The organism is Geminicoccus sp., assembly GCF_035556675.1.
Classification (GTDB): Bacteria; Pseudomonadota; Alphaproteobacteria; order Geminicoccales; family Geminicoccaceae; genus Geminicoccus.
Window position 1 is genome coordinate 1 of sequence record NZ_DATMFZ010000069.1, and the last position, 24,098, is coordinate 24,098.

General features: G+C 67.6%; 26 protein-coding genes and 1 pseudogene. 9 read left to right on the forward strand and 18 right to left on the reverse strand.

From position 1 onward, the window contains the following. Both VNS22_RS28225 and VNS22_RS28500 read left to right on the forward strand, forming a co-directional pair. A partial coding sequence (locus VNS22_RS28225; protein WP_349261712.1) for a dihydroxyacetone kinase subunit DhaK occupies positions 1-160 on the forward strand: 160 nt, incomplete at its 5' end. A 31-nt stretch (positions 161-191) separates the two neighbouring features. After that, a pseudogene (locus VNS22_RS28500) lies at positions 192-767 on the forward strand (hypothetical protein); the annotation flags it as partial. A 20-nt stretch (positions 768-787) separates the two neighbouring features. On the opposite strand, the gene VNS22_RS05455 reads toward VNS22_RS28500, so the two are convergent. The 5 genes from VNS22_RS05455 to phnD form a co-directional block, all read right to left on the reverse strand. Beyond that, on the reverse strand, positions 788-1,255 hold the full coding sequence (locus tag VNS22_RS05455; protein WP_325730389.1) for a cupin domain-containing protein: 468 nt from the start codon (positions 1,253-1,255) through the stop codon (positions 788-790). A 116-nt stretch (positions 1,256-1,371) separates the two neighbouring features. Further along, complete coding sequence (gene phnE / locus VNS22_RS05460) at positions 1,372-2,193, reverse strand: phosphonate ABC transporter, permease protein PhnE (RefSeq protein WP_325730391.1); 822 nt, start codon at positions 2,191-2,193, stop codon at positions 1,372-1,374. Next, positions 2,193-3,005: a phosphonate ABC transporter, permease protein PhnE gene (gene phnE / locus VNS22_RS05465; protein WP_325730393.1), complete on the reverse strand. Its 813-nt coding sequence runs from the start codon at positions 3,003-3,005 to the stop codon at positions 2,193-2,195. Before phnE (VNS22_RS05465) ends, phnE (VNS22_RS05460) begins: the two co-directional genes overlap by 1 nt. Next, entirely contained in the window at positions 3,002-3,832 is an 831-nt protein-coding gene (gene phnC / locus VNS22_RS05470) for a phosphonate ABC transporter ATP-binding protein (RefSeq protein ID WP_325730395.1), read from the reverse strand. The genes phnE (VNS22_RS05465) and phnC overlap by 4 nt, the downstream gene beginning before the upstream one ends. A gap of 12 nt (positions 3,833-3,844) precedes the next feature. Then, entirely contained in the window at positions 3,845-4,813 is a 969-nt protein-coding gene (gene phnD / locus VNS22_RS05475) for a phosphate/phosphite/phosphonate ABC transporter substrate-binding protein (RefSeq protein WP_325730397.1), read from the reverse strand. Positions 4,814-4,915: 102 nt separating this feature from the next. Here phnD and VNS22_RS05480 point away from each other — a divergent pair, with 102 nt between their 5' ends. Further along, entirely contained in the window at positions 4,916-5,335 is a 420-nt protein-coding gene (locus VNS22_RS05480) for a thioesterase family protein (RefSeq protein ID WP_325730399.1), read from the forward strand. On the opposite strand, the gene VNS22_RS05485 is transcribed toward VNS22_RS05480, so the two are convergent. The 11 genes from VNS22_RS05485 to VNS22_RS05535 all read right to left on the reverse strand — a co-directional run bounded on the left by VNS22_RS05485 (position 5,332) and on the right by VNS22_RS05535 (position 16,393). After that, on the reverse strand, positions 5,332-7,104 hold the full coding sequence (locus VNS22_RS05485) for an SLC13 family permease (RefSeq protein WP_325730400.1): 1,773 nt from the start codon (positions 7,102-7,104) through the stop codon (positions 5,332-5,334). The two genes, VNS22_RS05480 and VNS22_RS05485, sit on opposite strands and share 4 nt — an antisense overlap. A gap of 94 nt (positions 7,105-7,198) precedes the next feature. Continuing rightward, complete coding sequence (locus VNS22_RS05490) at positions 7,199-8,104, reverse strand: S-adenosyl-l-methionine hydroxide adenosyltransferase family protein (RefSeq protein WP_325730401.1); 906 nt, start codon at positions 8,102-8,104, stop codon at positions 7,199-7,201. A 216-nt stretch (positions 8,105-8,320) separates the two neighbouring features. Then, positions 8,321-9,394 carry an ABC transporter ATP-binding protein gene (locus tag VNS22_RS05495; RefSeq protein WP_325730403.1) on the reverse strand — a complete coding sequence of 358 codons (1,074 nt, stop codon included), beginning with the start codon at positions 9,392-9,394 and terminating at the stop codon, positions 8,321-8,323. Positions 9,395-9,398: 4 nt separating this feature from the next. Next, complete coding sequence (locus tag VNS22_RS05500; protein WP_325730405.1) at positions 9,399-10,508, reverse strand: ABC transporter ATP-binding protein; 1,110 nt, start codon at positions 10,506-10,508, stop codon at positions 9,399-9,401. Continuing rightward, positions 10,508-10,699 (reverse strand): hypothetical protein, encoded by a 192-nt coding sequence (locus VNS22_RS05505; RefSeq protein ID WP_325730407.1) that lies wholly within the window; start codon positions 10,697-10,699, stop codon positions 10,508-10,510. The genes VNS22_RS05500 and VNS22_RS05505 overlap by 1 nt, the downstream gene beginning before the upstream one ends. A gap of 4 nt (positions 10,700-10,703) precedes the next feature. Further along, the gene (locus VNS22_RS05510) at positions 10,704-11,516 is read right to left on the reverse strand and encodes a carbohydrate ABC transporter permease (RefSeq protein WP_325730409.1); all 813 of its coding nucleotides are present in this window, start codon (positions 11,514-11,516) and stop codon (positions 10,704-10,706) included. Between the two features lies 1 nt (position 11,517). Continuing rightward, a complete protein-coding gene (locus VNS22_RS05515) occupies positions 11,518-12,474 on the reverse strand; it encodes a sugar ABC transporter permease (protein ID WP_325730411.1) in 957 nt (318 codons plus the stop codon). Positions 12,475-12,545: 71 nt separating this feature from the next. Next, positions 12,546-14,081 carry an extracellular solute-binding protein gene (locus tag VNS22_RS05520; protein WP_325730413.1) on the reverse strand — a complete coding sequence of 512 codons (1,536 nt, stop codon included), beginning with the start codon at positions 14,079-14,081 and terminating at the stop codon, positions 12,546-12,548. A 90-nt stretch (positions 14,082-14,171) separates the two neighbouring features. Continuing rightward, positions 14,172-14,582 carry a lactoylglutathione lyase gene (gloA, locus tag VNS22_RS05525; protein WP_191058429.1) on the reverse strand — a complete coding sequence of 137 codons (411 nt, stop codon included), beginning with the start codon at positions 14,580-14,582 and terminating at the stop codon, positions 14,172-14,174. After that, the gene (locus VNS22_RS05530; protein ID WP_325730416.1) at positions 14,575-15,345 is read right to left on the reverse strand and encodes an iron-sulfur cluster assembly protein; all 771 of its coding nucleotides are present in this window, start codon (positions 15,343-15,345) and stop codon (positions 14,575-14,577) included. The genes gloA and VNS22_RS05530 overlap by 8 nt, the downstream gene beginning before the upstream one ends. After that, on the reverse strand, positions 15,332-16,393 hold the full coding sequence (locus VNS22_RS05535; protein ID WP_325730418.1) for an amidohydrolase family protein: 1,062 nt from the start codon (positions 16,391-16,393) through the stop codon (positions 15,332-15,334). Before VNS22_RS05535 ends, VNS22_RS05530 begins: the two co-directional genes overlap by 14 nt. A gap of 177 nt (positions 16,394-16,570) precedes the next feature. On the opposite strand from VNS22_RS05535, the gene VNS22_RS05540 reads away from it, so the two are divergent. The 3 genes from VNS22_RS05540 to VNS22_RS05550 are packed head-to-tail and all read left to right on the forward strand — an operon-like array spanning position 16,571 to position 19,460. Continuing rightward, positions 16,571-18,010 (forward strand): FAD-binding oxidoreductase, encoded by a 1,440-nt coding sequence (locus tag VNS22_RS05540; protein ID WP_325730420.1) that lies wholly within the window; start codon positions 16,571-16,573, stop codon positions 18,008-18,010. Then, positions 18,007-18,729, forward strand: coding sequence for a FadR/GntR family transcriptional regulator (locus tag VNS22_RS05545; RefSeq protein WP_325730422.1), 723 nt, complete (start codon positions 18,007-18,009; stop codon positions 18,727-18,729). The genes VNS22_RS05540 and VNS22_RS05545 overlap by 4 nt, the downstream gene beginning before the upstream one ends. Before the next feature lie 29 nt (positions 18,730-18,758). Next, positions 18,759-19,460 carry an SDR family NAD(P)-dependent oxidoreductase gene (locus VNS22_RS05550; RefSeq protein WP_325730424.1) on the forward strand — a complete coding sequence of 234 codons (702 nt, stop codon included), beginning with the start codon at positions 18,759-18,761 and terminating at the stop codon, positions 19,458-19,460. A 6-nt stretch (positions 19,461-19,466) separates the two neighbouring features. On the opposite strand, the gene hemN is transcribed toward VNS22_RS05550, so the two are convergent. After that, positions 19,467-20,807, reverse strand: a complete 1,341-nt coding sequence (gene hemN, locus VNS22_RS05555; protein WP_325730426.1) for an oxygen-independent coproporphyrinogen III oxidase — start codon at positions 20,805-20,807, stop codon at positions 19,467-19,469. Between the two features lie 336 nt (positions 20,808-21,143). On the opposite strand from hemN, the gene VNS22_RS05560 reads away from it, so the two are divergent. Continuing rightward, positions 21,144-21,713: a hypothetical protein gene (locus VNS22_RS05560; RefSeq protein ID WP_325730428.1), complete on the forward strand. Its 570-nt coding sequence runs from the start codon at positions 21,144-21,146 to the stop codon at positions 21,711-21,713. Here VNS22_RS05560 and VNS22_RS05565 read toward each other — a convergent pair. Beyond that, entirely contained in the window at positions 21,653-22,399 is a 747-nt protein-coding gene (locus tag VNS22_RS05565) for a helix-turn-helix domain-containing protein (RefSeq protein ID WP_325730430.1), read from the reverse strand. The genes VNS22_RS05560 and VNS22_RS05565 overlap by 61 nt on opposite strands. A 177-nt stretch (positions 22,400-22,576) precedes the next feature. Here VNS22_RS05565 and VNS22_RS05570 point away from each other — a divergent pair, with 177 nt between their 5' ends. Together VNS22_RS05570 and VNS22_RS05575 are read left to right on the forward strand one after the other, a co-directional pair. After that, positions 22,577-22,828 carry a helix-turn-helix transcriptional regulator gene (locus tag VNS22_RS05570; protein WP_325730432.1) on the forward strand — a complete coding sequence of 84 codons (252 nt, stop codon included), beginning with the start codon at positions 22,577-22,579 and terminating at the stop codon, positions 22,826-22,828. Positions 22,829-22,920: 92 nt separating this feature from the next. After that, positions 22,921-24,098 (forward strand): SulP family inorganic anion transporter (locus tag VNS22_RS05575; protein WP_325730434.1); only part of this gene is annotated, 1,178 nt, incomplete at its 3' end.

Here is a 24,098-nt window from a genome sequence, read left to right on the forward strand (position 1 = left end):
CGACGCCAAGGGGGTGAAGGTCGCGCGATCCCTGGTCGGCAACTACACGACCTCGCTCGAGATGGCGGGCTGCTCGCTCACGGTCACCGCCCTCGATGACCGGCTGACCGGGCTATGGGATGCGCCGGTGCACACCCCCGCCCTGCGCTGGGGGCGCTAGGTGCAAGGTCCCGCGGTGTAGCGGTAGGTTGATCACCCACACCAGCGAGGTCGCCTTCGTCCAGCTCGTAGAGAGCGCCGCCAAGATGGAGGCGGCGGGGTTCCTGCACGACCTGATCCTGGCCGGGCCCTACCGCATCCACACGGTGCCGACCGACCACGGCACCCGCTGCACGCTGCGCAAGCAGGACATCCGGGACGTCCGGCACATCTTCGACCGCGGGTGCGACGCGCCTTGCAGCGGCTGTGCCGCTGCTCCCTCCGGGGATCGCACAGCGATGGCATCGCGCACCGCCTGACCCAGGTGCCTCCCGCCGCAGGCTCCTGCCTGCGGTCCTCGCAGGAGGCGGAGCGATGGCCTGCCGGCCATCGACGGACGCACGGTCCAGGTCTAGCGAAGGAACCGCACGCTCAAGGATGCGACGGTCAAGAGCTACCACTACGACACCGACGACCAGTTCCAGGCACACCCGCAGCTGTGCGTCGATGCCTACGGCCACGCCTGGCGCCTGAAGGCCCTACGCGGCCCCGCGCCCTACGGGTTCATCTGCCAAGCCCGGACCAAAGAGCCCAAACGGTTCAGGCTCGCTCCGTCACACCTCATCCCGGACCATGCAACTAAGGACAGTCATTGCCCCGGCGGCGGCAGGAACTCGATCCCGTTCTGCCGGCCCAACTCCAGCAGCCGCGGAACGTCCGGCGGGGCCGCATTCTCAGGAAACATGGTCGTGCCGCTCGGCAGCGGCTCGCCGGCTTGGCTGAAGAAGCGGTCATGGAGCCGGCCCGGCACGTTCAGGATCAGCATCCGGGCCGGCGACGTGCCGACATTGGTGAAGGTGTGGACCTCGCTCCCCGGGATCTGCACGAAGCTGCCTGGCCCCGCCTCAAAGCTGCGCTCGCCGATCGTGAAGCGCATCCGCCCGTCCAGGACATAGAAGCCCTCGTCGTCCGCCGGGTGCCGGTTGAGCGGCGGGCCGCCACCCGGCCTCACCAGCGCCTCGACCAGGCTGTAGTCCGGCCCGCCCTCGCGGCTGCGGGTGAGGAAACGGAGAATGAGGCCAACCAGATAATAGGTGTCGGTTCCGTCTTCATGCATGTCCGGCCTCCCCGGGTCGCACGTCCTGACAGACCCGAGGAACAACCATAGCATGACCCGGCCAAGTTCCCGAGCAGGATCTGCCGGCGCCCGGGCGGGTGCCTGCTTGGCCTCGACTAGATGATCGCACGCCGCACCTTGGCGGTGACCCACTCGCTCAGCAGCACGGTCGCCAGGATCATCAGCAGGATCACCGTCACCTGCGGCCAGGCCAGCGTGTTCAGCGACGCCTCCAGCGCCAGGCCCAGCCCGCCGGCACCCACCAGGCCCAGCACGGTGGATTCGCGGATGTTGATGTCCCAGCGGAACACCGCGATCGTGGCGAGTGCCGGCAGGATCTGCGGCACGATCCCGTAGGCGATGACCTGCGCGCCGGACGCACCGGTGGCGCGGATCGCCTCGACCTGGCGCTCGTCGATCTCCTCGATCGCCTCGTAGAGCAGCTTGCCGATGAAGCCGATCGCGCGCAGCGCAATGGCGATGATGCCGGCCAGCACGCCCGGCCCCAGCACCGCCACCAGGAGCAGGCCCCAGATCAGCGCGTTGATCGAGCGCGAGGCCACGATGATGAACAGCGCCACCGGCCGGACGAACATGACGCTGGGCGTGGTGTTGCGCGCGGCCAGGAAGGCCAGCGGCACGGCCAGGAACAGCGCGATGATCGTGCCGAGCGTCGCGATGTTGATCGTGTCCCAGAGCGGCCACCACAGCCGGTTGGCATAGTCCCAGCGCGGCGGGACCATCCGGCCGAAGATGTCGGCGGCCTGGGTCGGCGCGTCCTGCACGAACATCCAGATCGTGTCCTGGGTCATCACCCGCCAGCAGAACACGGTGAGCGCTACCAGGACGAACCAGCCGAACCAGCGCCACAGGCTGTCCTTGCCGGTGCGCAGCCGCCAGCCCCTGGGCGCCCCGGAAGCGTCGGTGAGCACCGCCATTACTGGATCCTCTTGCGGATCAACCCTGAGCCGTACTCGCACAGCATCACGATGCCGATGATGATGAGCAGGATGGCAGCGGCCGAGTCGAACTCATAGCGGTCGAGCGCGGTGTTGAGCGTGGCGCCGATCCCGCCCGCCCCCACGATGCCCACCACCGCCGACTCGCGGAAATTGATGTCGAACCGGTAGGCGGAAAGCCCAATCAGGCGCGGCATCACCTGGCTGGCGATGGCGTAGTCGACCGTCTGCCACCAGCTGGCCCCGGTTGCCCGGACCGCCTCGACCTGGGACGGGTCCGCTTCCTCGATGTCGTCGGCCAGCAGCTTGGCGAGGAAGCCGATCGTCGAGAGCGACAGGGTGAGGAAGCCCGCGAACGGCCCGAAGCCCACCATCGCGACGAAGAAGATCGCGATGATGATCTCCTGGAACACCCGGGCCAGCGCGATGATGCCGCGGCAGATCCCGTAGAGCCACCAGGGCGCCAGGTTGCGCGCCGCCCCCAGGGCGATCGGCACCGACAGGAGGATGCCGGCCACCGTCGAGGTGACCGTCATGGTCAGGCTCTCGATAAGGCCCTGCCAGATGTCGCCCCAGCGGCTGACGAAGTCCGGGGTCAGGAAGCCCGAGAACAGCCGTGCTGCCCGGCCTGCCCCCTCGCTCAGCCGCGCCCAGTTCACCTCGACCGAGGCCAACGCCAGCAGGAGATAGACGACCGCGCCCGCCACCAGCGCCCATTTGAGCGTGCGGTTGCGGAAGAAGGGCGGCTTGCGCCAGGCCCTGGGATAGCCTGCCGCCGCGACCGTGCTCATGGCGCCTCGGCCGCGATCTCGTCGACGCGCGGCATGGGTGTGGCCGGATGCCTGTCCTCGGCGTCCTCCTGCGGCCCGGTCTTCGACCAGTCCTCCTCACCATAGATCCGGGTCAGCACCTCGGGCGTGAGCCCGTCGGCCGGCCCGTCATAGACGACCTCGCCGGCACGCAACCCCACGATCCGCGGCAGGAACATCTGCGCCAGCATCACATCGTGGATATTCACGATCGCCGCCAGCCCCCGCTCCTGGCACAGTTCCAGGAGCAGGCGCATCACCTGGCGCGAGGTCTTGGGGTCGAGGCTGGCGGTGGGCTCATCGATCAGCAGCAGTTCCGGGCTCTGCACCAGCGCTCGCGCGATGCCGACCCGCTGGCGCTGCCCGCCCGAGAGAGCATCGGCCCGCTTGTCGACATGGTCGATGAGGCCCACCCGGTCCAGCGTCGCGAACGCCCGCTCGACGTCCTCAGGGGGGAAGCGGCGGAAATAGCTGGCCCAGAAGCCGACATAGCCCAGCCGGCCGGAGAGCACGTTCTCCATCACGGTCAGCCGCTCGACCAGGGCATATTCCTGGAAGATCATGCCGATCCGGCGCCGGGCACGGCGCAAGGCCCCACCCGACATGGCGGTGAGTTCCTCGTCGCCCAGGAAGATCCGCCCGCCGCTGGGCTCGACCAACCGGTTGACGCAGCGGATCAGCGTGGACTTGCCAGCCCCGGACGGGCCGATCAGGCCGATCACCTCGCCCTTGCCGACCTCGAGGTCGACGCCGCGCAAGGCGGCGTCCCCGGTGCGGTACTTCTTGACCAGCCCTTCGATCCGCAGCATCGGCCCTGCCTTTTAGCTGCAGCCGTAGGAAACGCCCATGGCCTGGTCGATGTCACGCACGACCTTCCAGTTCTCCTGGTAGGTGATCGGGACGAACTTCTCGGCCGGCGGCTCGGAGGTCTGGAACTCCTTGAGCAGGTCGCTGCCTTCCCACTCGAAGCTGAAGAACGCCTCCTTGATCTTCTCGGCCAGTTCCGGCTTCAGGTTGTAGACATAGCCATAGCCGGTCGTGGGGAAGGTCTCCGAGGTGTAGATCACGGTGGTGGCATCCGCCGGAATCACCTCGCGGGCGATCATCCGCTCCTTCACCGAGTTCGCGATCGCGGCGGCCACATAATCCTTGTTGGCCACGCCCAGCACCGAATTGTCGTGCTTGCCCGAGAAGACCGGCTCGTAGTCGGTCCCGGCCTCCATCCCGAACTCCTTCTTCAGCAGTGCCGAGGGCGCCTTGTAGCCGGAATTCGAGGTCTCGGCGGTAAAGGCCATCTTCTTGCCCTTGATGTCCTCGACCTTCGCCACGCCCGAGCCCGGATAGGTGATGATCTCCATCTCATAGCCGAACTGGTCGTCCTTAGACGCCATCATCGCGAACGGCACGAAGCCCGCGCAGTTGACCGCCAGCGGGTTGGAGCCGGTGTTGAAGCCCGCCACGTGCAGGCGCCCGGCGCGCATCGCCTCGATCTGCGCGGCGTTGGACTGGACCGGGAAGAACTGCACCGACTTGCCGGTCACCTCCTCCATGTGGTCGAGGAAGCCCTGCCAGACCTGGGCATAGACCGCGGGATCCTCCACCGGCGTGTAGGCGAAGATCAGCGTGTCCGGGTCGATCTGCTCGGCCGGATCGGTCGGCGTGTCGGCGACCAGGTCACCATCGGCATCCGTGTAGCGCGCATCGAGCGCCTGCGCCGCGCCCGTGCCGAGCGCTACCAGTGCCAGTGCAGCTGCACCCAGCAGAGCGGCATCCTTGAGCCTGTCCAGCATGCTTCCTCATCCCCTGACCGACATGGTCGTGGCGCTCCTGGCCACGTTCCTTGACATTCTCGTGACACAAGCCGACCGCTTCGGCCAGGGGGAGATGCCGTCATGCTGCCGCTCTTGAAGGTCGGGGACCGCCACCGCTTCACCTACCTGGTGCCGCCGGACAAGACCGTCCCGCACCTCTACCCGGAGAGCCCGGACTGGCAGGCGATGCCGCAAGTGTTCGCCACCGGCTTCATGGTCGGCCTGATCGAATGGGCCTGCCTGGACCATCTCAAGCCCTGCTTCGAGGCGGGTGAGGGCTCGCTCGGCGTGTTCATCGAGGCCAGCCACGAGGCCGCCACCCCGCCCGGTCTCACCGTCACGGTGACGCTCGAGGTCGACAAGATCGACGGCCGCCGGATCGGCTGGAAGGTGGAACTGCATGACGGGGTCGACCAGATCGGCCAGGGGCGACACGAGCGCATGGTGGTGCGCTGGGACCGCTTCCTGCCCAAGGTCGAGGCGAAGAAATCCGGGGGCTAGAGCCCCCAGACCAGGATGATCAGCGGCACGCCCACCAGCACGACCAGGAGCGAGAGTGGGGCGCCCAGCCTCGCATAGTCGCCGAACCGGTAGCCGCCCGGCCCCAGCACCAGCGTGTTGCACTGGTGGCCGATCGGGGTGAGGAAGTCGCAGCCGGCCCCGATTGCGACCGCCATCAGGAAGGCATCGGGGCGGTAGCCCAGCTGGGTGGCGAAGCTGGCCGCGATCGGGCCCATCACCAGGACGGTGGCGGCATTGTTGAGGAACGGCGTCACCGCCATCCCCGCCACCATGATCAGCGCCAGGGCGCCCCAGGCCGGCAGCATGGCCGCCGCGGTGGACAGCCAGCCTGCGATCAGCTCGGTGCCGCCGGTGGCGTGGATCGAGCCGCTGACCGGGATCAGGGCGCCCAGCATCACCAGGATCGGCCACTCGATCGAATCATAGGCCTCGCGCAGGGAAAGGGCGCCGGTCAGAACCATCGCAGCCGCCGCGGTGAAGAAGGCGACCGCCACCGGAACCAGGCCCACGGCGGTGAGCCCCATGGCGAGCGCCAGGATCGCAATCGGAACGAGGCTGCTGCGCACGTTGCCCAGGCGCAGCTCGCGCTTGGCGAGCGGCAGGCAGCCCAGCTCCTTCAGCCGCTCGGGCAGCCGCGCCAGGTTGCCCTTCAGGAGCAGCACGTCGCCGCCATGCAGGGTGATGTCGCGCAGCCGTTCGGTGAAGCGCTTGCCGCTGCGGCTGACCGCCAGGAGGTTGACCCCATAGCTGTCGTAGAGCGCCAGCCGGCCCACCGACTGCCCGGCCAGGAAGGAGCGTGGCCCCACCACCGCCTCGATGCTGCCGACCTCGTCGTCGCTCTCGCCGCTCTCAGCGATCTGCCGCCGCCCCTCCAGCTCCAGCTCGGCCCGCTTGACCGCGCGCTCCAGCGCCTCCGGCTCGCCCTGGAGCAGCAGGAGGTCGCCCGCCTCCAGCTGCAGGTCGGGCAGGGGCGAGAGGCGACGGCCGGCACCACGGATCAGGCCGGTCACCTTGACCTCGTGGTCGAACCGCTCGTTCAGGCTGCCCAGGCTGGCGCCAGCCACCGCCGATTCCGGCAGCACCTTGGCTTCGGTGACGTAGTCCTTGATGTCCAGCGCCTCGTTCATCGTCGCAGCGCCGCGTCGCTCGGGCAGGAGGCGGTAGGCCAGCGCCAGGAAGCCGATGCCCAGCACCGACAGGCCGAGCGCTACCGGCGTGAAGTCGAACATGCGGAACGGCTCGCCGGTCATCTCCGCGCGCAGGCGGGAGACGATGATGTTGGGCGAGGTCCCGATCAGGGTCATGAGGCCGCCCAGAAGCGAGCCGAACGCCATCGGCATCAGGAACACCGAGGGTGAGACCTGTGAGCGCTTGGCCATCTGGAAGGCAATCGGCAGCATGATCGCCAGCGCACCGATGTTCTTCACGAAGGCGGACAGCACCGTCACCGTGCTGACCAGCAGGACCAGCTGCACCGGCACCGCCCGCACCCTGGGCGCCACCCGCTGCAGGATCACCTCCATGATGCCGGTACGGGCAACCGCGGCACTCACTACCAGCGCGCTGCCGACGATGATGACGATCTCGTCGGAAAAGCCGGTGAACGCCTCCTCGTAGGGGACGATGCCCACCGCCAGCGCCGCGATCAGGGCGACGATCGCCACCATGTCGTAGCGCAGACGTCCCCAGATGAAGAGCAGCATCATGCCGCCCACGACGAGGAAGGACAGGATCTGATCGGATGTCATGCAGAATTCCCACCGGCAACGGCCAGCCGTGGTCAACGGCCGAGCGCGTCCGACGTTGCGGAGCGGTGGGTGGTTCGTCGGTGACTGGCGGCGATCAGGGCCGCGACAGGCTGATCGTCCAATCGGGCCCGGAGCCGATGCCGTGGGCTTCGGCGAAGCTGCCATAGTTGATGGCGAGTGCCATCTCGTCCACCGAGTTCAGGTAGAGCAGCGGCTGGCCTTCCGGCACATCGCCGAACGTGTCGACATAGGGCATCACCATGTCCAGGACTTGGTCGCCCTTCCGGAAGATCCGCACCCGGACCGGCTCCTTCTTGGCGATGCCCAGCTTCTCGAAGGTGGCGCGGTCGATGTTGCTCCAGACATTGCCGTAGTTGACGTCGAGCATCGGGATCACGCCCCGGGCCGTCCCGTCCACCACTTCCGCGTGCTGGTAGGAGATCCGGACCACGTCACCCTCCAGGGCTGGCCCGAACGATTCGAATGTCGCCTGGCCTGCCGCCAGGCGGGCCGCGTTGTAGGAGAAGATGTCGCGCCCGTGGAAGGTGTGCGAATGCTCCGAGCCCGGCAGCCGGTTCTTCTCGGAATCGATGCTGCGCATGGCCTCGACCCCGATCTGCTCAGCGACCAGGGTGAGCGAGCCATTGTCCGGACCTACATAATAATGGCCGGACTTCAGCTTCGCGACCACCGCCCCGCGCTCGGTCCCGACGCCCGGATCAACCACCGAGACGAACACCGTCCCTGGTGGCCAGTAGGGCACCAGATGAGCCAGGTGGAAGGCGGCTGCCCAGATGTCGAAGGGTGGGATCTCGTGGGTGTTGTCGAACAGCTCGAGCTCGCGGTCGACCTGCTTGGCCACCCCCTTCATCTCGGCCACCGCGCTGTCGCGCAGACCGAAATCGGTCTGGTACACGATCATCCCGGCCGGCTCCGCGGCCTGCGCAATGCCGCAGGACCAGAGGCCGAATAGGGCTAGGGCGAGCAGTCGGGCTTTCATGGCGTCCTTCACCGGCTCCGGATGTGGGTGTCTTTCTGCCGGGCAAGTGGCTCACGCTGCAACAGCGTGCATGCATCCGGTTCAACCTCTTCGACACTGGAGCACTACTGGACTTCCGCTCGACCCACCCGCCGATCCCCCCTGCCTGCCGACGACCATGACATTCTGGCCGTCGGCCAATGTTTGGCCCCGGGGAGTAGCACCAGGGTCGGATGTTCAGGCGAGTGCCGGGGCGCTGTCCTCCTCACCGGCGAAGACGTGGCAGCGTTCCAGGGGTAAGTTGAGCCGGACCGGGTCGCCTGCCGCCATCGCCCGGTGTGAGCTGGTCCGGGTCTTCAGCTCGATGCCGCCGATGTCGATGGTGATGATGTCGACCTCGCCCTCCATCTCCACGAGCACCACCCGACCCGGAAGGCCGGCATCGTCCCCGTCGATGCGGATGTGCTCTGGGCGGATGCCGAAGGTGACCCGCTGCCCTGGCTGGACCAGGGTCTGGCGCACCTCGATGGTCGGCTGGCCCTCGACCTCGAAGCGCAGGCGATGGCGGTCGACCGTCACGGCCGGGATGAAGTTCATGGCCGGCTGGCCGAGGAAGCCGGCGACGAACCGGTTCCTCGGCCGGTGCCACAGCTCCTCGACCGAGCCGATCTGCTGAAGGTCACCGAAATTCATCACGGCCACCCTATCACACAGGGCCACCGCCTCTTCCTGGTCGTGGGTGACGTAAATCGAGGTGGCGCCGATCGCGTCGTGAATGTGGCGGATGCGCGCGCGCAGGCGAACACGGGCGTGTCGGTCCATGTGCGAGAGCGGCTCGTCGAGCAGCAGCACGCTCGGGTCGCGCACCAGGGCGCGGGCCAGCGAGACGCGCTGCTGCTGGCCGCCGGACAGCTCATAGGGCTTGCGGTCGAGCACGTCCTCGACCTCCATGAGCTTCGCCATCTTCTGGACGCGGGGAGCGATCTCGGCACGCGGCACGCCGCGCGCCTCCAGCGGGAAAGCGATGTTGTCGCGCACGGACAAGGGCTGGTACAGGGCATAATTCTCGAAGCCCATGCCGATGCCGCGGTCCTTGGGCGACAGCTCGTTCACCACCACGCCGTCGAAGCGCAACTCCCCGGACGTGATATCCTCCAGCCCGGCGATCATCCGGAGCGTCGAGCTCTTGCCGCACCCCGACGGGCCCAGAATGCCCATGAACTCGCCCTTGGCGACCTCGAAGCTGATGCCCTTGACGGCGTCCACCCCGCCATAGCTCTTGCGCACGTCGTGCAGCGACACCGACTTCACGGGCTCATACCTCGCCGAGCTCGAAGGACTTGCGGAACAGGAACAGCCGGTCGGCCGAAAAACCGATCGGCACGGGCTCGCCCGCACGGGCGTCGATGCGGCCTGGCACCTGCGCCTGGATGATTCGGTCATGGCCCAGGCTGAAGCTGAGCAGCGACGCCTCGGCGCTGTGCTCGATCGCGTAGATCGGCAGGCGGATCGCATCCCGGTCGTCGGGTGCGATCCGGAGGTCGTTCGGCCGGCAGCCTAGCCGCACGGTGCCTTCACCGCCGATCCGGTCGGTGGCCGCGTCAGCCGGCAGATCGATCGTGATCGGCACCGGCGCGTCCTCGACCTCGAAACGCAGCCGGTCGCCGACACGCGCGACCCGCCCGTCGATCAGGTTCATCGGCGGATCGCCCACCAGTGCCGCCACGAAGTCGGTGGCCGGGGCGTGGTAGATTTCCTTGGGCGTGCCGATCTGCTCGATCCGACCCTGGCGCAGGATCAGGATGCGGTCGGAGAGCGACAGCGCCTCGCGGAAATCATGGGTGACGTAGAGCGTAGTGGCGCCGATCTCGACGGCCAGCTGCTTCAGCCGGGTACGGGTCTGGAACTTCAGCTTGGCGTCCAGGTGAGCCAAGGGCTCGTCCAGCAGGAACACGTTGGGCTCGCGGACCATGGCGCGGGCCAGCGAGACGCGCTGGCGCTGCCCACCGGAGAGCTGGCCCGGCAGGCGGTCGAGATAGGGCTCGATGCCGAGGATGGTGGCGACGTGGGTGACCTTGGCCCGTTCCTCCTCCGGCGACAGCCGGCGTGGCCGCGTGGGTGCCCGCAACGGGAAGGCGATGTTCTCGTACACCTTCATCTGCGGGTAGAGGCTGTAGTTCTCGAACGCCATGGCGACGTTGCGGTCCTGGATCGGTCGCTTCGTCACGTCATGGCCGTCGATCAGGACGCGGCCCTTGTCGGGCTGGACGATGCCGGCGACCGACTTCAGCAGCGTCGACTTGCCGGCGCCCGATGCCCCCAGGATCGAGAAGAACTCGCCGCGCGCACAAGCGAACGAGACGTCGTCCACGGCGAGCGTGCGGCCGTAATGCTTGGTGATGCCCTGCAGCTGCAGCTTGTCCATCACCGGTCTCCCACGGGTGTGGCGTCGAACGGGTAGAGACGCTTGAGCACGACCATGGTCACGACCAGGCCCACGATCGCCACCGCGCAACCCAGCCACATCGACACCACGGGCTCGAGGAAGCGCAGCCAGAGGAGGTTGATCGTGACCCAGACCATGAAGCCCCAGAACAGGCGGTTGCCCCAGTCCATCGCCTCACCTCTTGACCGCGCCGAAGGTGAGCCCCCGGACGATGTATTTCTGCAGGTAGATCGAGAAGACCAGCATGGGTGCGATCGCGATGAGCGCTGCCGCGGACATTGGCCCCCACTGGATGCCGGTCATGGTCCAGAACTGCTCGATGCCGGCCGTGACCGTGCGCGAGTCGTCGGTGCGCGTCAGCACGAAGGCGAACAGGAACTCGTTCCAGCTGAACATCAGGCTGAACGAGGTCACCACCGCGATCGGCGGCTTGAGCAGCGGGAAGATGATCTTGCGGAAGATCTGCGGCCGGCTGTAGCCGTCGATCATCGCCGAATACTCGATATTCGGGTCGATCTCCTTGAAGAAGCCGTAGAGCACGAAGGTGCAGAACGAGAAGTTGAAGAAGGCGTGCGCCAGGATCACGCCCATATGGGTGTTGAGCAGGCCGAACTGGCGGAAGATCAGGTAGTAGGGCACCACGATCGCCGCTGCCGGCATCATCCGGGTCGAAAGGATCATGAACAGCAGGTGGCCGCGCGAGGTCTCGTAGCGGGCGAAGCTGTAGGCGGCCGGCACCGAGACCAGCAGCACCAGGATCGTGCTTCCGACCGCCACGATCACGCTGTTCAGGAGCAGCGGGCCGAGATTGGCCGAGCGCCAGGCGGTCGGGTAGTGCTCGAAGGTCGGCTCGAAGAAGAAGGCCGGCGGCACGGCCTGAGCCAGCTCGTTTGGCTTCAGGCTGAGGTTGAGCATCCACAGGATCGGGAACAGGCAGGCGCCGACTAGCAGGACGATGCCGAGCCAGAACAGGAGGTTGCGTGCCATCTCAGTTCGCCCGGATCGCTTTGATGAGCTGCTGGAACAGAAGGTTGGTGAGCACCAGCACGATGAGCAGGACCAGCACCGACATGGCGGTGGCGCGGCCGAGGTCGAAATACTGGAAGCCCTCGCGGAAGATCAGCCAGTTGATCGTCTCGGTCGAGGTACCCGGCCCGCCGCGGGTGGTGCCGTAGAGGATGTCGTAGACGCGGAACGCTTCCACCATCCGCAGCATGGCGACGATCAGCAGCACCGGCTTGATCATCGGCAGGGTCAGGCGGCGGAAGGTGAACCAGGCCGAGGCGCCATCGATCTTCGCCGCCTCGAACGGCTCCTTGGGCAGACCGCGCAGGGCCGCGAACACCACGAAGATGACCAGGGGCGTCCACTGCCAGACGTCGATCGCGATCACCGAGTAAAGCGCGATCGAGCTGTCGGCCAGGAACTCGACCCGTGGCAGGCCGATGGCCTGGAGCACGTAGTTGATGACGCCGTAATCGGAATTGTAGAGGTGCCGCCATGCCAGCGAGGTGGCGAAGGGCGCTGCCACCAATGGCAGGATGCACAGGCCCCGGATCACCGTCTGGCCGCGGAACTCTCGATTGAGGAACAGTGCGATCAGCGTGCCGAGCACCAGCTCGACGCCGACCGCGATCACCACGAACTTCACGGTGATCAGGAACGCCGACCAGAAGGCCGCGTCGTTCACCACCCAGCGCCAGTTGTCGAGACCCGCGAAGGTGGCGGGCCTGGGCAGGATATACTTCTGGAACGAGGTCACTACCGCAAACACGGTAGGATAGATGACCAGCGCCACCATGAAGATCAGCGCCGGCACCAGCAGGAGCCATTTGAAGATGGCATCGTCCTCGACCATGCCGCGCCAGGACCAGCGCGAGCGTGCTGGCGCCATCGCTTCCTTGGCGTCGGTCGGAACGGTGCTGACGGACGATCGAGCCTGCATCGGCTACCGGTCTCCCAGGGATGCCGGAGATTGCGTGGCGGGGAGGCGCTGACGCCTCCCCGCTCCCAGGGTCAGCTTTCCAGGATCTTCGCGTTGCCGCTGCGGCCCTGGATGTCGACGATCTTGGCGGCGAGCTCCTGGAGCGCCGCCTCGACCTCGGCCTCCTTGTTGACGATCTTCGCGCAGGTGATCGCCAGCTCGGAGTAGATCTTGCCCATCGCCGTCGAGGTGAAGTGGCCCTTCTTCGCGACGTCGTAGGTCCAGGCCATGGTGTCCAGGTCGTTCTGCGCATAGGCGCCGTTGGTCAGCCGCCGCTCCTCCGTCTGGAAGAACGGATCCAGCACCACGTCACGCCGGCAGGGATTCCCGCCACCCAGTGCATAGGCCATCTGGCCCTCGTACGAGGTCAGGTACTTCACGAACCAGTAGGCAGCCTCGGGATTGTTGGCATTGTGCGCCACCCCGATGCCGTAGGCACCGGTATAGGGCCGCCCACCCGGGACGGTTGCCACCTTGGCACGGGTGCCCGGGAACTTGGTCTCGACCGAGGCGGTGACCGGCCAGAGATTGTTGAACATGAACGGCACCATCGCGACCTGGCCCTCGGCCATCGCATTGGCGGCCTCGGGGAAGTCCCAGGACATTGCCGCCGGCGGCGCCGACTTCAGCAGCTCCAAATAAGTCTGCGCGGCCGTGACGCTGATCCGGTCGGGGATCGTGACCTCGAAGCCTTCCAGCGTGCCGTCGACGGCATAGATCGAGCGGAACCAGTCGCCGCCCATGCCCCAGATGATGGCGCTGAACTCGTCGTTGATCTGCTCATTGCGGCCGGCCATCAGCGCCACGCCGTAGAGATCCTTCTCCAGGGGCTTGCCGGCCGCGTTCTCGCCGGCCTTGCGGGTGAAGAAGGCGGCGATGTCGATGAGCTGGGCAAACGTCGTCGGCACGGTGAGCGGATAGCCGTACTTCTCGGCGAACGCCTTGCGCTCGTCCGGGTGCTCCAGCAGGTCGGCCCGATAGTGCAGCCCCTGGGTATAGTTGTTGTAGGGGATCGAGTAGGGCTGCTTCTCGTAGGTCATCATGGTCATCAAGCCGGCGTAGAACGGCTCGAGATACTCGGCCATGCCGTCGACCCCGGCGGAGTCGTACTCGCTCGCCAGCTCGTAGAGCGGCTTCACGAAACCATTGGCCGCCCATTCCGGCACATAAGCCGCTTCCATCGAGAGCACGTCGTAGCCGCCGGTGTCGCCCAGCAGCTCGACCTGCTGCTTGGCGTACATGACGTTGGTCGACATGCCGACCACCTCGACCTCGACCCCGGTCTTCTCGGTGAACTTCGGGATCATCGCGGTCTTGAGGTAGTCGGACCAGAAGCCCGACTCGACCACGACCGTGATCTTGTCCTTGTTCGTGATCTCGGGGATCTTGGACAGGTTGAACTTGTCGGGATTGGCCGCGACCATGTCGGCCACGATCTTGTCCGCATCCTCGCTCTGGGCGAAGGCGGGCAGGCCGAAGCCGGCGATGGCCGACAGGCCGGTGGCATAGGCGGCGCTGGTGCGCCAGGCATCACGGCGCGTGAACCCGCGCCGGAGGATTCCGGTCATCTCTTACCTCCCTGGTCGGAACATTCTCGACGATGTTCTCGACGGCCATGGCGAAAAGAGGCCGGACCCCAGGGGGCCCGGCCGGGCGCGTCAGCCGCGCGTGTCGAGATCGATCAGCTCGATCTTGTAGCCGTCCGGATCCTCGACGAAGGCGATGTGCGTGGTGCCATGCTTCATCGGTCCGGGCGGCCGCGGGATCTTCGCACCTGCCTTTTCCAGCTCCTTGCAGATCCCGTGAATGTCGCGGACGCCGAGCGCGATATGGCCATAGCCATTGCCCAGGTCGTAGGGCTCGGTCTGGTCCCAGTTATGGGTCAGCTCGACCACCGCGTGGGTCTCTTCCGGGCCGTAGCCGACGAAGGCCAGCGTGAACTTGCCTTCGGGGAAGTCCATCTTGCGCAGGAGCTGCATGCCGAGCAGGCGCGTATAGAAGTCCAGCGACTTGTCGAGGTCCTTCACTCGGACCATCGTGTGCATCATCTGAAACTTGTTGTCAGCCATGGGCGTCCCGTTTCCCTTCCAGGATCGTGCCGGTACCCGGACGGGCGCCGGCATAGCGCGCCTCCAGGTAGATGCGGCACATCTCGGCATTGGCCTCGGCAGCACCGCGCACCCGGCGGATCTCGCGCAGGTGCTGCGTGTACCGTTCCACAAGCACTGCGTCACCCGCCAAGGTCGTGAAGGCCGGCGCATCCGGCGTGACCGGGCCACCATCCACCAGCCGCGCGGTCAGGTAGCGCATCGCCAAAGGCCGAAGCTCGCCTGATCCATGCGCCAGCTCACGCAACCCGCCCAGGGTCAACGCCAGCGCCCCCGCCACGCCCCGCTCGGCCGCCAACGCCCGCAGGAGGCCAGCCTGCCGGCCGAGAAAAGCCTTCTCGCGGAACAGGCGGCGGATCTCGGACAGATCGGTGGTGGCCTCGCCCGCGAACACTTCGTCGAAGCGGGCGTTGCGGGCGACGCCCTCGTTGATCTTGCGCGCGGCGAAATGGTCGACCAGGCGGATCCTGGCCTCCTTCACCCAGTCCAGCTGCTCGATGGCGGCCTTCATGTCGACCGCCATCAGGAAGGCGAAGTTGGCCGAGCACCAGAAGGTCGGCAGGCGGAAGGCCACGTCGACGACCCCGCCGTCCACCGCCACGCTCTCGATGAAGCCCATCGAGGTGACCGACTGGTCGAGCTCCGGGTCCAGCACCTCGTCGAGCCTTGCCATGACCTCGGCCTTCTCGGCCGTGTCAATGACCGGCAGCTCAAGCGGCAACATCGATGCCCCCGGGGGCAATCGGATGAGTCAGCTCGCCCTCGTCTTCCTTCTTCGGCACGGGGATCTGGAAGACCGGATCGACCTCGATGTCGTAGAGCCTGGCCGCGTTCAACCCCAGGATCTTGCGCTTCACCTCCATGGTGAGCTGCGTGCCCGCCTCCTGCGCCAGCTCGTCGGTGAACTGGAACGCCATCAGCTTCTCGACGATCCATTTCGGGCTGGTGATGCCGTAGTCCGAACCGAAGATCAGCCGGTCCGGCCCCAGGAAGAACAGCAGGTCCGCCATCATCTGCGCGAAGTATTTCGGCCGCGCGTGGATGAAGGACGGGATCAGCGCCAGGCCGCCATAAACGTTCGGCTCCTGCCCGGCGATCCAGCAGAAGTCGTCGATCCGCGGCATGCCGCAATGGTCGATGACGAAGTTCAGGTCGGGGAACGCCGTGGCCACATAGTCCACGTCGTGCACGTCGAACGCATCCTTGTTGAGCGGATGGATCGTCGGCCCCTTGTGGATGTGGATGTTCTTGATGCCGAGCTCGCGGCACTTCTCCATGTAGGGCGCCACGAAGTCGTCGCGCAGCGTGTAGCCCTTGGACACACCGTTCCATTCGGCGGTGTAGAGCTTGACGCCCTTGAACTTCCACTTCTCGTGCTCGGCTTCCAGCCGGTCCAGGCCGCGCTGGCCGTCCCGCGGGTCGCAGCGGCCGTTCAGGATCACCTTGTCCGGATAGGCTTCCTTGAAGGCCGAGCACTGCTGGATCGTGTTGAAGCCGTTGACGTAGAAGTCGTGCAGGTTCGTGGGCAGCATGATGCCGTAGTCGACATAGCCGTCCTCGAACAGGTCCTTGGCCGCGCCCTCGATGCCGTACCAGCAGAACCGGTCGAAGTCCCAGCGCTGGTCCTGCGGCGTCATGCCGACATGAGAGCCCCAGAAGCTCTCGATGAAGGTCAGGCCGTAGCGGTTCCGGCGATTCTCCGGACGCGCATCCCAGAGATGGATGTGACCATCGATGACGAGGACCTTTTCGCCCTCCGGCGTCACGAACATCCGCCTCCCCTTTCTGCAGCTCATTGGTCGGCTGCATCGGCGTCCTATTCCTGCTTGCCGCCGAACGTAGCATAATCCTATTGTCCTACAACCCTATAAGTGCTCCGGTCCGTAAGTGACCGGGCCGGATGGGTCAGGGAGGCCCGGCCAGCGGGTCATAAGGATTTCGGAGCAGGCATGGCGCAAACGTCCGCCACGGCGTCCGACGAACTCGCGATCGGATTGAGCAGCTTCGGTCTGGTCGAGGAGGTGGCGGAGCGCGCCCGCTACGAGCAGGACTGGTCGGGCGACCATGTCGGCCGGGCACGGGCCGTGGCGCGCCCGCGCAGCACAGCGGAAGTCCAGGAAGTGGTGCGCCGCTGCGCCGCCATGCACGTGCCGGTCATCCCGCAGGGCGGTCATACCGGGCTGGTCGGCGGCGGCACGCCCGCAGACAGCGGCCGGGAGGTCGTGGTCAGCCTGGAGCGGATGAACCGGATCCGCGGCATCGATGCCGCCGGCTTCTCCATGGTGGCGGAGGCCGGCTGCATTCTGGCGGCAGTGCAGGACGCGGCCAGGGCCCATGACCTGTACTTCCCGCTCTCGCTCAGCGCCGAGGGCAGCTGCCAGATCGGCGGCAACATCGCGACCAATGCCGGCGGCATCAACGTGCTGCGCTACGGCATGACCCGCGAGCTGGTGCTGGGCCTGGAGGTCGTGCTGCCGGACGGCCGGCTGTTCGAGGGCCTGGGCGGGCTGCGCAAGGACAATACCGGCTATGACCTGAAGCAGCTCTTCATCGGGGCCGAAGGTACGCTCGGCATCGTCACCGCGGCCAGCCTGAAGCTCCACCCGCGCCCGACCCAGGTCGAGACCGCCCTGCTGGGCCTGCCGTCCCTGACCAGCGCCGTGGAGCTGTTCGCCCAGGCCCGGCGCGACATGGGCGACCTCCTCTCGGCCTTCGAGCTGATGCCGCGGGCCTGCATTGAGCTGGCCCTGGAGGTGGCGACCGATCTGCACGATCCGTTCGACCCCGCCCCGGTCTACATCCTCCTGGAAGCCGCGACCGGCGGGCTGATCGAGCTGCGCCCCATCCTGGAGCGCTTTCTGGAGCGGGCGGTGGAGGCGGGGCACGTCCTGGACGGGGTGGTCGCGGCCAGCACGGCCCAGGCGCGCGACTTCTGGCGGCTGCGCGAGGGGCTGATCGAGGCGCAGGTCCGGCGCGGCCGGCATCTGCGCACCGACGTCTCGATCCCGATCTCCGTGATCCCGGCTTTTATCGAGCGGACGGAAGCGGCCCTGCTGGCCAGCGCACCGGACTGCCTGCCCCTCGCCTATGGCCATCTGGGCGACGGCAACATCCACCTGAACGTGGTGCCGCCAAAGGGCATGGTACCTGAGCGGATTGATGGCTTCCTCCAGCATTGCGAGGCGATCGTGTTCGCCGAGATCGATCGCCTGGGCGGTTCGATCAGCGCGGAGCATGGCATCGGCACGAAGAAGCGTGCCGCCTTTTTGGCCCGCAAGCCGGCACTGCAGCTCGACCTGATGCGACGGATCAAGCAGGCGCTCGATCCGGACGATCTGATGAACCCTGGCCGGATCCTGGAGCCGGCCATGCCGGAAGGCAGCTCATGAAGATCGATGCGCTCGGCCGCACCCCCCAGCTCCCCTCCAGGATCGCCAGCCGCATCCTGCAGGAGATCGTCGAGGAGCGGCTCAAACCGGGTGACCGGCTGCCGACCGAGCAGGCACTGGCCGACAGTTTCGGGGTCAGTCGCAACGTGGTGCGCGAGGCGATCTCCCGGCTGCGCTCGGACGGGATCATCCAGTCCCGCCAGGGGGTCGGTGCCTTCGTGGCCCGTACCGCCGCGCCCACCCTGCGCTTCGACGCGGAAGCGCTGGCCGACCCTTCCGCGTTCCAGGCCCTGTTCGAGCTGCGCGCGATCCTGGAGATCCGCGCGGCGAGCCTGGCGGCGCGCCGGCGCACGCCCGAGCAGCTAGCAGCCCTGGGACGAGCACTCGACCGGATGCGCGGCACCGAGAAATGGGCGAGCGGCGGGGTGGACGCCGATCTCGACTTCCACAAGGCGGTCGCCGAGGGCACCGGCAATGCCTATATCCGCATGGCCGTGAGCTTCCTGTCCGAGCAGGTGCGGGTCACCATCATGGAAACGCGCGCCCGCCCGGAGGCGGAGCTCGGCGACATCGTCGAGGTCACCATCGCAGAGCACGCGGCGATCTACGACGCCATCGCGGCACAGGACCCGGCACGGGCGCAGGACGCGATGGCGAGGCACATCCACCTGGCCGCCCTGCGGCTGGGCTATCGCCTGGAACTGATCGAGCAGGTCTGATCCGGCCTGCTCCCCCGGGAGGTCCGGACATGGCAGCCATTCCCTATCGCACCGCGCTCATCGTCGGCGCCGGCCCCGGCATCAGCGCGTCAGTCGCCCGGGCGCTTGCGGCCGAGGGGCTGAAGGTCGGGCTCGCCGCGCGTGACACCGCCAAGCTGATACCGCTTGCCGAGCAGATTGATGCTGCGTGCTTCCAGGCGGATGCCGCCGACACAGGCGACGTGGAGCGCCTGTTCGACGAGGTCGATGCGCGCTTGGGCGAGCCGGACCTCGTCCTCTACAACGCCAGCGCCCGGGCACAGGGCCCGATCACCGAGCTGGACCCGGCCATCGTGCAGCGCGCCATCGGGATCACCGCGTTCGGTGGCTTCCTGGTCACCCGGCAGGCGGCCCGCCGGATGCTGCCCAAAGGCCATGGCGCGATCCTCCTGACCGGAGCCACGGCGAGCGTAAAGGGCTTTGCCCATTCCGCCGCGTTCGCGATGGGCAAGTTCGCGCTGCGCGGTCTGGCCCAGAGCGCTGCCCGCGAGCTCTGGCCGAAGGGTATCCATGTCGCCCATTTCGTGATCGATGGTGCCGTGCGGAGTGCCACCCGGCCCGATCCGGCCGACCGGCCGGACAGCACGCTCGACCCGGATGCGATCGCTGCCGCCTATCTCGACCTCTTGCGCCAGCCGCGCAGTGCCTGGGCGCTGGAGGTCGAGCTGCGCCCCTGGGTCGAGCGGTTCTGAGCGCGGTCAGACCGCCATGCTGAAGCCCTTGCCATCCTGCGCCCGGAAGCTGTCGAACACCGCGGCTACGACCCGGACGACCGGCCGCCCCGCCTCGGTCATCCGGATCCGGCTGCCCCGGATCTCCAGCAGCCCATCAGCGGCCAGCGGGCGCAGCAGCGCCAGCTCGTCCGGATAGGCCCGTGCCGGATCCAGCCGCTCCAGGTCGGCTTCGAAATTGCACATCAGCGCCTCGATGATCCGGCCCCGGGCCAGATCATCCTCCGTCAGGCGCCACCCCCGGACGGTGGCGAGCCGCTGCTCGGCGATCGCCCGGCAATAGCGCGGATTGTCGGCGATGTTCTGCACGAAGCCCTCGGGCAGGCGCGAGACGGCCGATGCGCCGAAGCCCAGCAGAATCGGCCGGTCATCGTCGGTATAGCCCTGGAAGTTGCGGCGCAGCCGGCCGTCCGCCGTCGCCCTGGCCAGCGCGTCGTGCGGGGCCGCGAAATGGTCGATGCCGACCGGGGCGAAGCCCGCAGCCTGGAAGTGCCGGGCAATCGCTCTGGCCTGGTCGTAGCGTGCCGCGGCATCCGGCAGGGCTGCCTCGTCGATCAGCCGCTGGTTGGCGCGCCGCTTCGGCAGGTGGGCATAGCCGAAGAAGGCGATCCGGTCCGGCTGCAGTTCGGCGACGGCGGCACAGGTGGAGCGGATGCTGGCCACCGTCTGGTGCGGCAGCCCGTAGATCAGGTCGAAATTGATGCTGGCCATGCCCGCGTCCCGCAGCATGCGCACCGCCGCCTCGACGGTCGCCTGCGGCTGGATCCGGCCGATCGCCGCCTGCACGCGCGGGTCCAGGTCCTGCACGCCCAGGCTCACCCGATTGACGCCGAGGTCGGCCAGGGCCCGGGCGAGTGCCGGATCGACATGGCGAGGGTCGAGCTCGATTGCATGCTCGATCCCCGCCTCGATGTCGAACTGCCGGCGCAGCGCGGCCAGCACCGCTGCCAGCCCCTCGATCCCCAGGATGCTGGGCGTGCCGCCGCCCCAGGCCAGCCGGCCCACCCGGATCCGCCTGGGCAGGAGGCTGCCCACCAGGGCGATCTCGCCTTCCAACGCCTGGCGGTAGCCGGCGATGACATGGTCGCGCACGGCGATCTTGGCGTGGCAGCCGCAGTAGTGGCAGAGTTCCCGGCAGTAGGGCACGTGCAGGTAGAGCGAGACGCTCTCGTCCGGGTCGAGCCGCCGCAGCCAGGCGGCGTGCTCGGCACTGCCCACCGCGGCGGAGAACTCGGCCGCGGTCGGATAGGAGGTGTAGCGGGGCACCGGATGGGCAGCGTAGCGGCGCACCGCCGCCTCGACCGTCACCGCCGCCTCCGGGTGAGAACCGGGCGGTGCTCCCGGCAGGGGCCCTGCTGCATGGCACTCAGCAGGGTGAGGATGAAGGCGCAGGCGAGCCCGGCGCCGAGGGTCCAGGAGAAGTGCCACATCGTTCCCTGCTCCGGTCACTGGCGTTGGGTTGCGGCCGGTCGGAGCACGCATGCCGGGTAGCTCCGCACTCGATGCGGCCGGACGCCGCAACGAGCCCGCTCTACGGTGGCGGCAGCGGCCCCGCCTTGATCATGATCAATGCCGCAGCTTGTGCCGGTGCCTAGGAAGCTGGACGTCCCCTCGTTTCTGTGCAGCGCGATGAAGCATGTGACGGTGGCGAATCCGTTCGGTGAGCATGATGGCCCGGCCGCCCGGCTCACCGTCGATGCCGACAGCCTGGACTGTGTCTTCCCGCTGGGCCTGGGCCCGCTCGCGACCACGACGCTGGCCGGAGCGCTGGTCACCGCACTCCTGTTCCTGCCATCGACCGGCCCGCTCTTTGCGCTGCACTATGCCGCCGGCCTCTTCCTGGCCCCGGCCGGGCTGGTCCTGCTCGGCCGCTCGCTCGGCCGAATGTCGGTGGACAGATCGGTCCAGCGTGCCTGCCTTGCCACGGCCGCTCGCCGCCGCCAGGCCTGGATCGGTGCCGCCAGCGCCGCCATCCAGGTCCTGGCCGTGCTGGCAGTGCTCTGGCAGGGGCTGGAGGCGCTGGGTGCCGGCATGATGAGCGGCCGGTCCTGGCGGGCCTGCTGCTGGCCTGTCTCGGCAGCTTTGCGGCGCTGGCGGCAGCGCGACCCGCAGCGAGGTCATCTCCTGCCCGTTCCTGAACCGCAGCCGGCCCCTCAGCGCGGCGTAATGCCGGCCACGGCGGTGAGCGCCCGGCGGTCGACGATCTCGACCTGATGGGCCTCGGGCAACTGGATCAGGCCCTGCAGCCGCAGCTTGGTGAAGCTGCGGCTGACCGTCTCGATGGTGAGCCCCAGATAGTCGGCGATGTCGGTGCGGGTCATGGCCAGATGGACCGGGCTTTCCGCCTGGCCATGCTCGGCCTGGCGCGCCGACAGGACCAGGAGGAAGCTCGCCAGCTTCTCCACCGGCGCCAGCCGCCCGAGGATCAGCTGACTGTCGCGCGCCTGGCGCAGCGCGATCCGGGTCATCTGGTTCAGGCGGAGCTGCAGGCGCGGATAGCGCTCCATCAACCGCTCCATCTCCGCCACCGGGAAGCCGCACAGGACCGAATCGACCACGGCCTCCGCACTCTGGTCGTAGCTGCTCTCGTCGCCGAGCCCCAGATAGTCGCCCGGCAGCAGGAAGGCCGTGATCTGGCGGCGCCCGTCGGGCAGCATGGTGTAGAGCCGCAGCATGCCGGAGGTCAGGGTGAAGACCCTGCGGCGCGGCTGTCCCTCCTCGACCACAGTCTGCTGCGCGCCGACGCGGGTCGAGATCATGATCGCCTGGAGCGCACCCAGCTCGTGGTTCTCCAGCGCCGCGCAGACCGCCTGCCGGCGTACCGCGCAGTCCAGGCAGACCCCGCACGGGTCGCGGTGGCTCCGCCCGCTTGAGGTCGCCCGCTCCTGCGCCTGTGCCACGTCCACTCCTTCCTTCCGCAAGGATCTACCTAGGCCGCCACGGCCGCGGCGCAAAGCGACTGCCGCCCTGACAGCCATGTGTCACCAGCCAGCAACATCGAGTGCCTCAGTATCATAAATGATGTACAACATATCAATCATAATGTATGAACCATGGACAGCAGCCGTGGAGCATCGATGATCACCGCAGCGCAGATGCGCGCCGCTCGGGCATTGCTCGGCATCGACCAGCGGCAGCTCGCCGAGCTGTCCGGGGTATCGCTGCCGACGATCCAGCGGATGGAGGCGAGCGAGAGCACCGTGCGGGGCGTGGTCGACACGCTCACCAAGGTAGTGCAGGCGCTCGAGACCGCCGGCATCGAGCTCATCGGCGAGAACGCACCCAGCAATGGTCGGGGCCGGGGCGTGCGCTTGCGGCATGTGCCATGACCGGTGCCGGCCGCTCCTGACCAGACTTTCCAGCATGGGCCGTCGCCGGGTCGGTGCCGACGATCGCGTGCCCCTGCCGCGGGGTTAGTTTCATGGCGACGTCGGCCAAGCCTACCAGTCCCAGCTTCAGCGAGTTGTTCACACCCAAGCTGCTCACCGTCCTGCGCGAAGGTTACGGGTTGGCCGACCTCCGGGCGGATCTCGTGTCCGGTCTCACCGTCGCGATCGTGGCGTTGCCCCTGTCGATGGCGATCGCCATTGCCTCCGGTGTGACGCCGGACCGTGGCCTGTACGCGGCAATCGTCGGCGGGTTCATCGTCTCGCTGCTCGGCGGCAGCCGCTTCCAGATCGGCGGCCCGGCCGGCGCCTTCATCGTCCTGGTGGCCGCGACCGTGCACACCCACGGCGTGGACGGGCTGTTGCTCGCGACCTTCCTGTCCGGCATCATGCTCCTGACCATCGGCCTTCTGCGCCTCGGCACCTTCATCAAGTACATCCCCTATCCCGTGACGGTCGGCTTCACCGCCGGGATCGCGGTCATCATCTTCGCCAGCCAGATCAAGGACCTGCTGGGCCTGACCCTGGCGCACGAGCCCGGCCCGCTGATCGAGAAGCTCCACGCGCTGGGCCAGGTACTGCCCACCGCCAACACGGCGGCAATCGCCGTGGCGGTCCTGGCGATCGGCACGATCGTCCTGGTGCGGCGCTTCAGACCGAACTGGCCGGCCTTCCTGATCGCGGTCGCCCTGGCCTCGGTGGTGGCGGCCGGGTTCGGCCTGCCGGTCGAGACGATCGGGACGAGGTTCGGCGGCATCCCCCAGGGTCTGCCGGCACCACAGCTGCCGGCCATCTCGCTGGACCGGATCGTCGAGGTGCTGCCCGCAGCCATCGCGTTCACCCTGCTGGGCAGCATCGAGAGCCTCCTGTCCGCGGTGGTGGCCGACAGCATGACCGGGCGACGGCACCGCTCCAATTGCGAACTGGTCGCCCAAGGGGTGGCCAACATCGCCTCGCCGCTGTTCGGCGGGATCTGCGTCACCGGCACGATCGCCCGTACCGCCACCAACGTCCGCGCCGGCGCCAGGGGCCCGGTCTCGGGCATGCTGCACGCCCTGTTCCTGCTGCTGTTCATGCTGGTCGCGGCACCGCTGGCGAGCTGGATTCCGCTCTCGGCCCTGGCCGGGCTGCTGGCGGTGGTCGCCTGGAACATGGCGGAGAAGCACGAGTTCGCCATCCTGCTGCGTTCGTCGCCGGGCGATGCCGTGGTGCT

What these genes read in the sequence shown, in the direction of transcription:
- VNS22_RS05455 (WP_325730389.1), bottom strand. Translation starts at nt 1,255, where the DNA reads ATGCATGAAGACGGAACCGACACCTATTATCTGGTTGGCCTCATTCTC.
- phnE (WP_325730391.1), bottom strand. Translation starts at nt 2,193, where the DNA reads ATGGCGGTGCTCACCGACGCTTCCGGGGCGCCCAGGGGCTGGCGGCTG.
- phnE (WP_325730393.1), bottom strand. Translation starts at nt 3,005, where the DNA reads ATGAGCACGGTCGCGGCGGCAGGCTATCCCAGGGCCTGGCGCAAGCCG.
- phnC (WP_325730395.1), bottom strand. Translation starts at nt 3,832, where the DNA reads ATGCTGCGGATCGAAGGGCTGGTCAAGAAGTACCGCACCGGGGACGCC.
- phnD (WP_325730397.1), bottom strand. Translation starts at nt 4,813, where the DNA reads ATGCTGGACAGGCTCAAGGATGCCGCTCTGCTGGGTGCAGCTGCACTG.
- VNS22_RS05480 (WP_325730399.1), top strand. Translation starts at nt 4,916, where the DNA reads ATGCTGCCGCTCTTGAAGGTCGGGGACCGCCACCGCTTCACCTACCTG.
- VNS22_RS05485 (WP_325730400.1), bottom strand. Translation starts at nt 7,104, where the DNA reads ATGACATCCGATCAGATCCTGTCCTTCCTCGTCGTGGGCGGCATGATG.
- VNS22_RS05490 (WP_325730401.1), bottom strand. Translation starts at nt 8,104, where the DNA reads ATGAAAGCCCGACTGCTCGCCCTAGCCCTATTCGGCCTCTGGTCCTGC.
- VNS22_RS05500 (WP_325730405.1), bottom strand. Translation starts at nt 10,508, where the DNA reads ATGGACAAGCTGCAGCTGCAGGGCATCACCAAGCATTACGGCCGCACG.
- VNS22_RS05505 (WP_325730407.1), bottom strand. Translation starts at nt 10,699, where the DNA reads ATGGACTGGGGCAACCGCCTGTTCTGGGGCTTCATGGTCTGGGTCACG.
- VNS22_RS05510 (WP_325730409.1), bottom strand. Translation starts at nt 11,516, where the DNA reads ATGGCACGCAACCTCCTGTTCTGGCTCGGCATCGTCCTGCTAGTCGGC.
- VNS22_RS05515 (WP_325730411.1), bottom strand. Translation starts at nt 12,474, where the DNA reads ATGCAGGCTCGATCGTCCGTCAGCACCGTTCCGACCGACGCCAAGGAA.
- VNS22_RS05520 (WP_325730413.1), bottom strand. Translation starts at nt 14,081, where the DNA reads ATGACCGGAATCCTCCGGCGCGGGTTCACGCGCCGTGATGCCTGGCGC.
- gloA (WP_191058429.1), bottom strand. Translation starts at nt 14,582, where the DNA reads ATGGCTGACAACAAGTTTCAGATGATGCACACGATGGTCCGAGTGAAG.
- VNS22_RS05530 (WP_325730416.1), bottom strand. Translation starts at nt 15,345, where the DNA reads ATGTTGCCGCTTGAGCTGCCGGTCATTGACACGGCCGAGAAGGCCGAG.
- VNS22_RS05535 (WP_325730418.1), bottom strand. Translation starts at nt 16,393, where the DNA reads ATGTTCGTGACGCCGGAGGGCGAAAAGGTCCTCGTCATCGATGGTCAC.
- VNS22_RS05540 (WP_325730420.1), top strand. Translation starts at nt 16,571, where the DNA reads ATGGCGCAAACGTCCGCCACGGCGTCCGACGAACTCGCGATCGGATTG.
- VNS22_RS05545 (WP_325730422.1), top strand. Translation starts at nt 18,007, where the DNA reads ATGAAGATCGATGCGCTCGGCCGCACCCCCCAGCTCCCCTCCAGGATC.
- VNS22_RS05550 (WP_325730424.1), top strand. Translation starts at nt 18,759, where the DNA reads ATGGCAGCCATTCCCTATCGCACCGCGCTCATCGTCGGCGCCGGCCCC.
- VNS22_RS05570 (WP_325730432.1), top strand. Translation starts at nt 22,577, where the DNA reads ATGATCACCGCAGCGCAGATGCGCGCCGCTCGGGCATTGCTCGGCATC.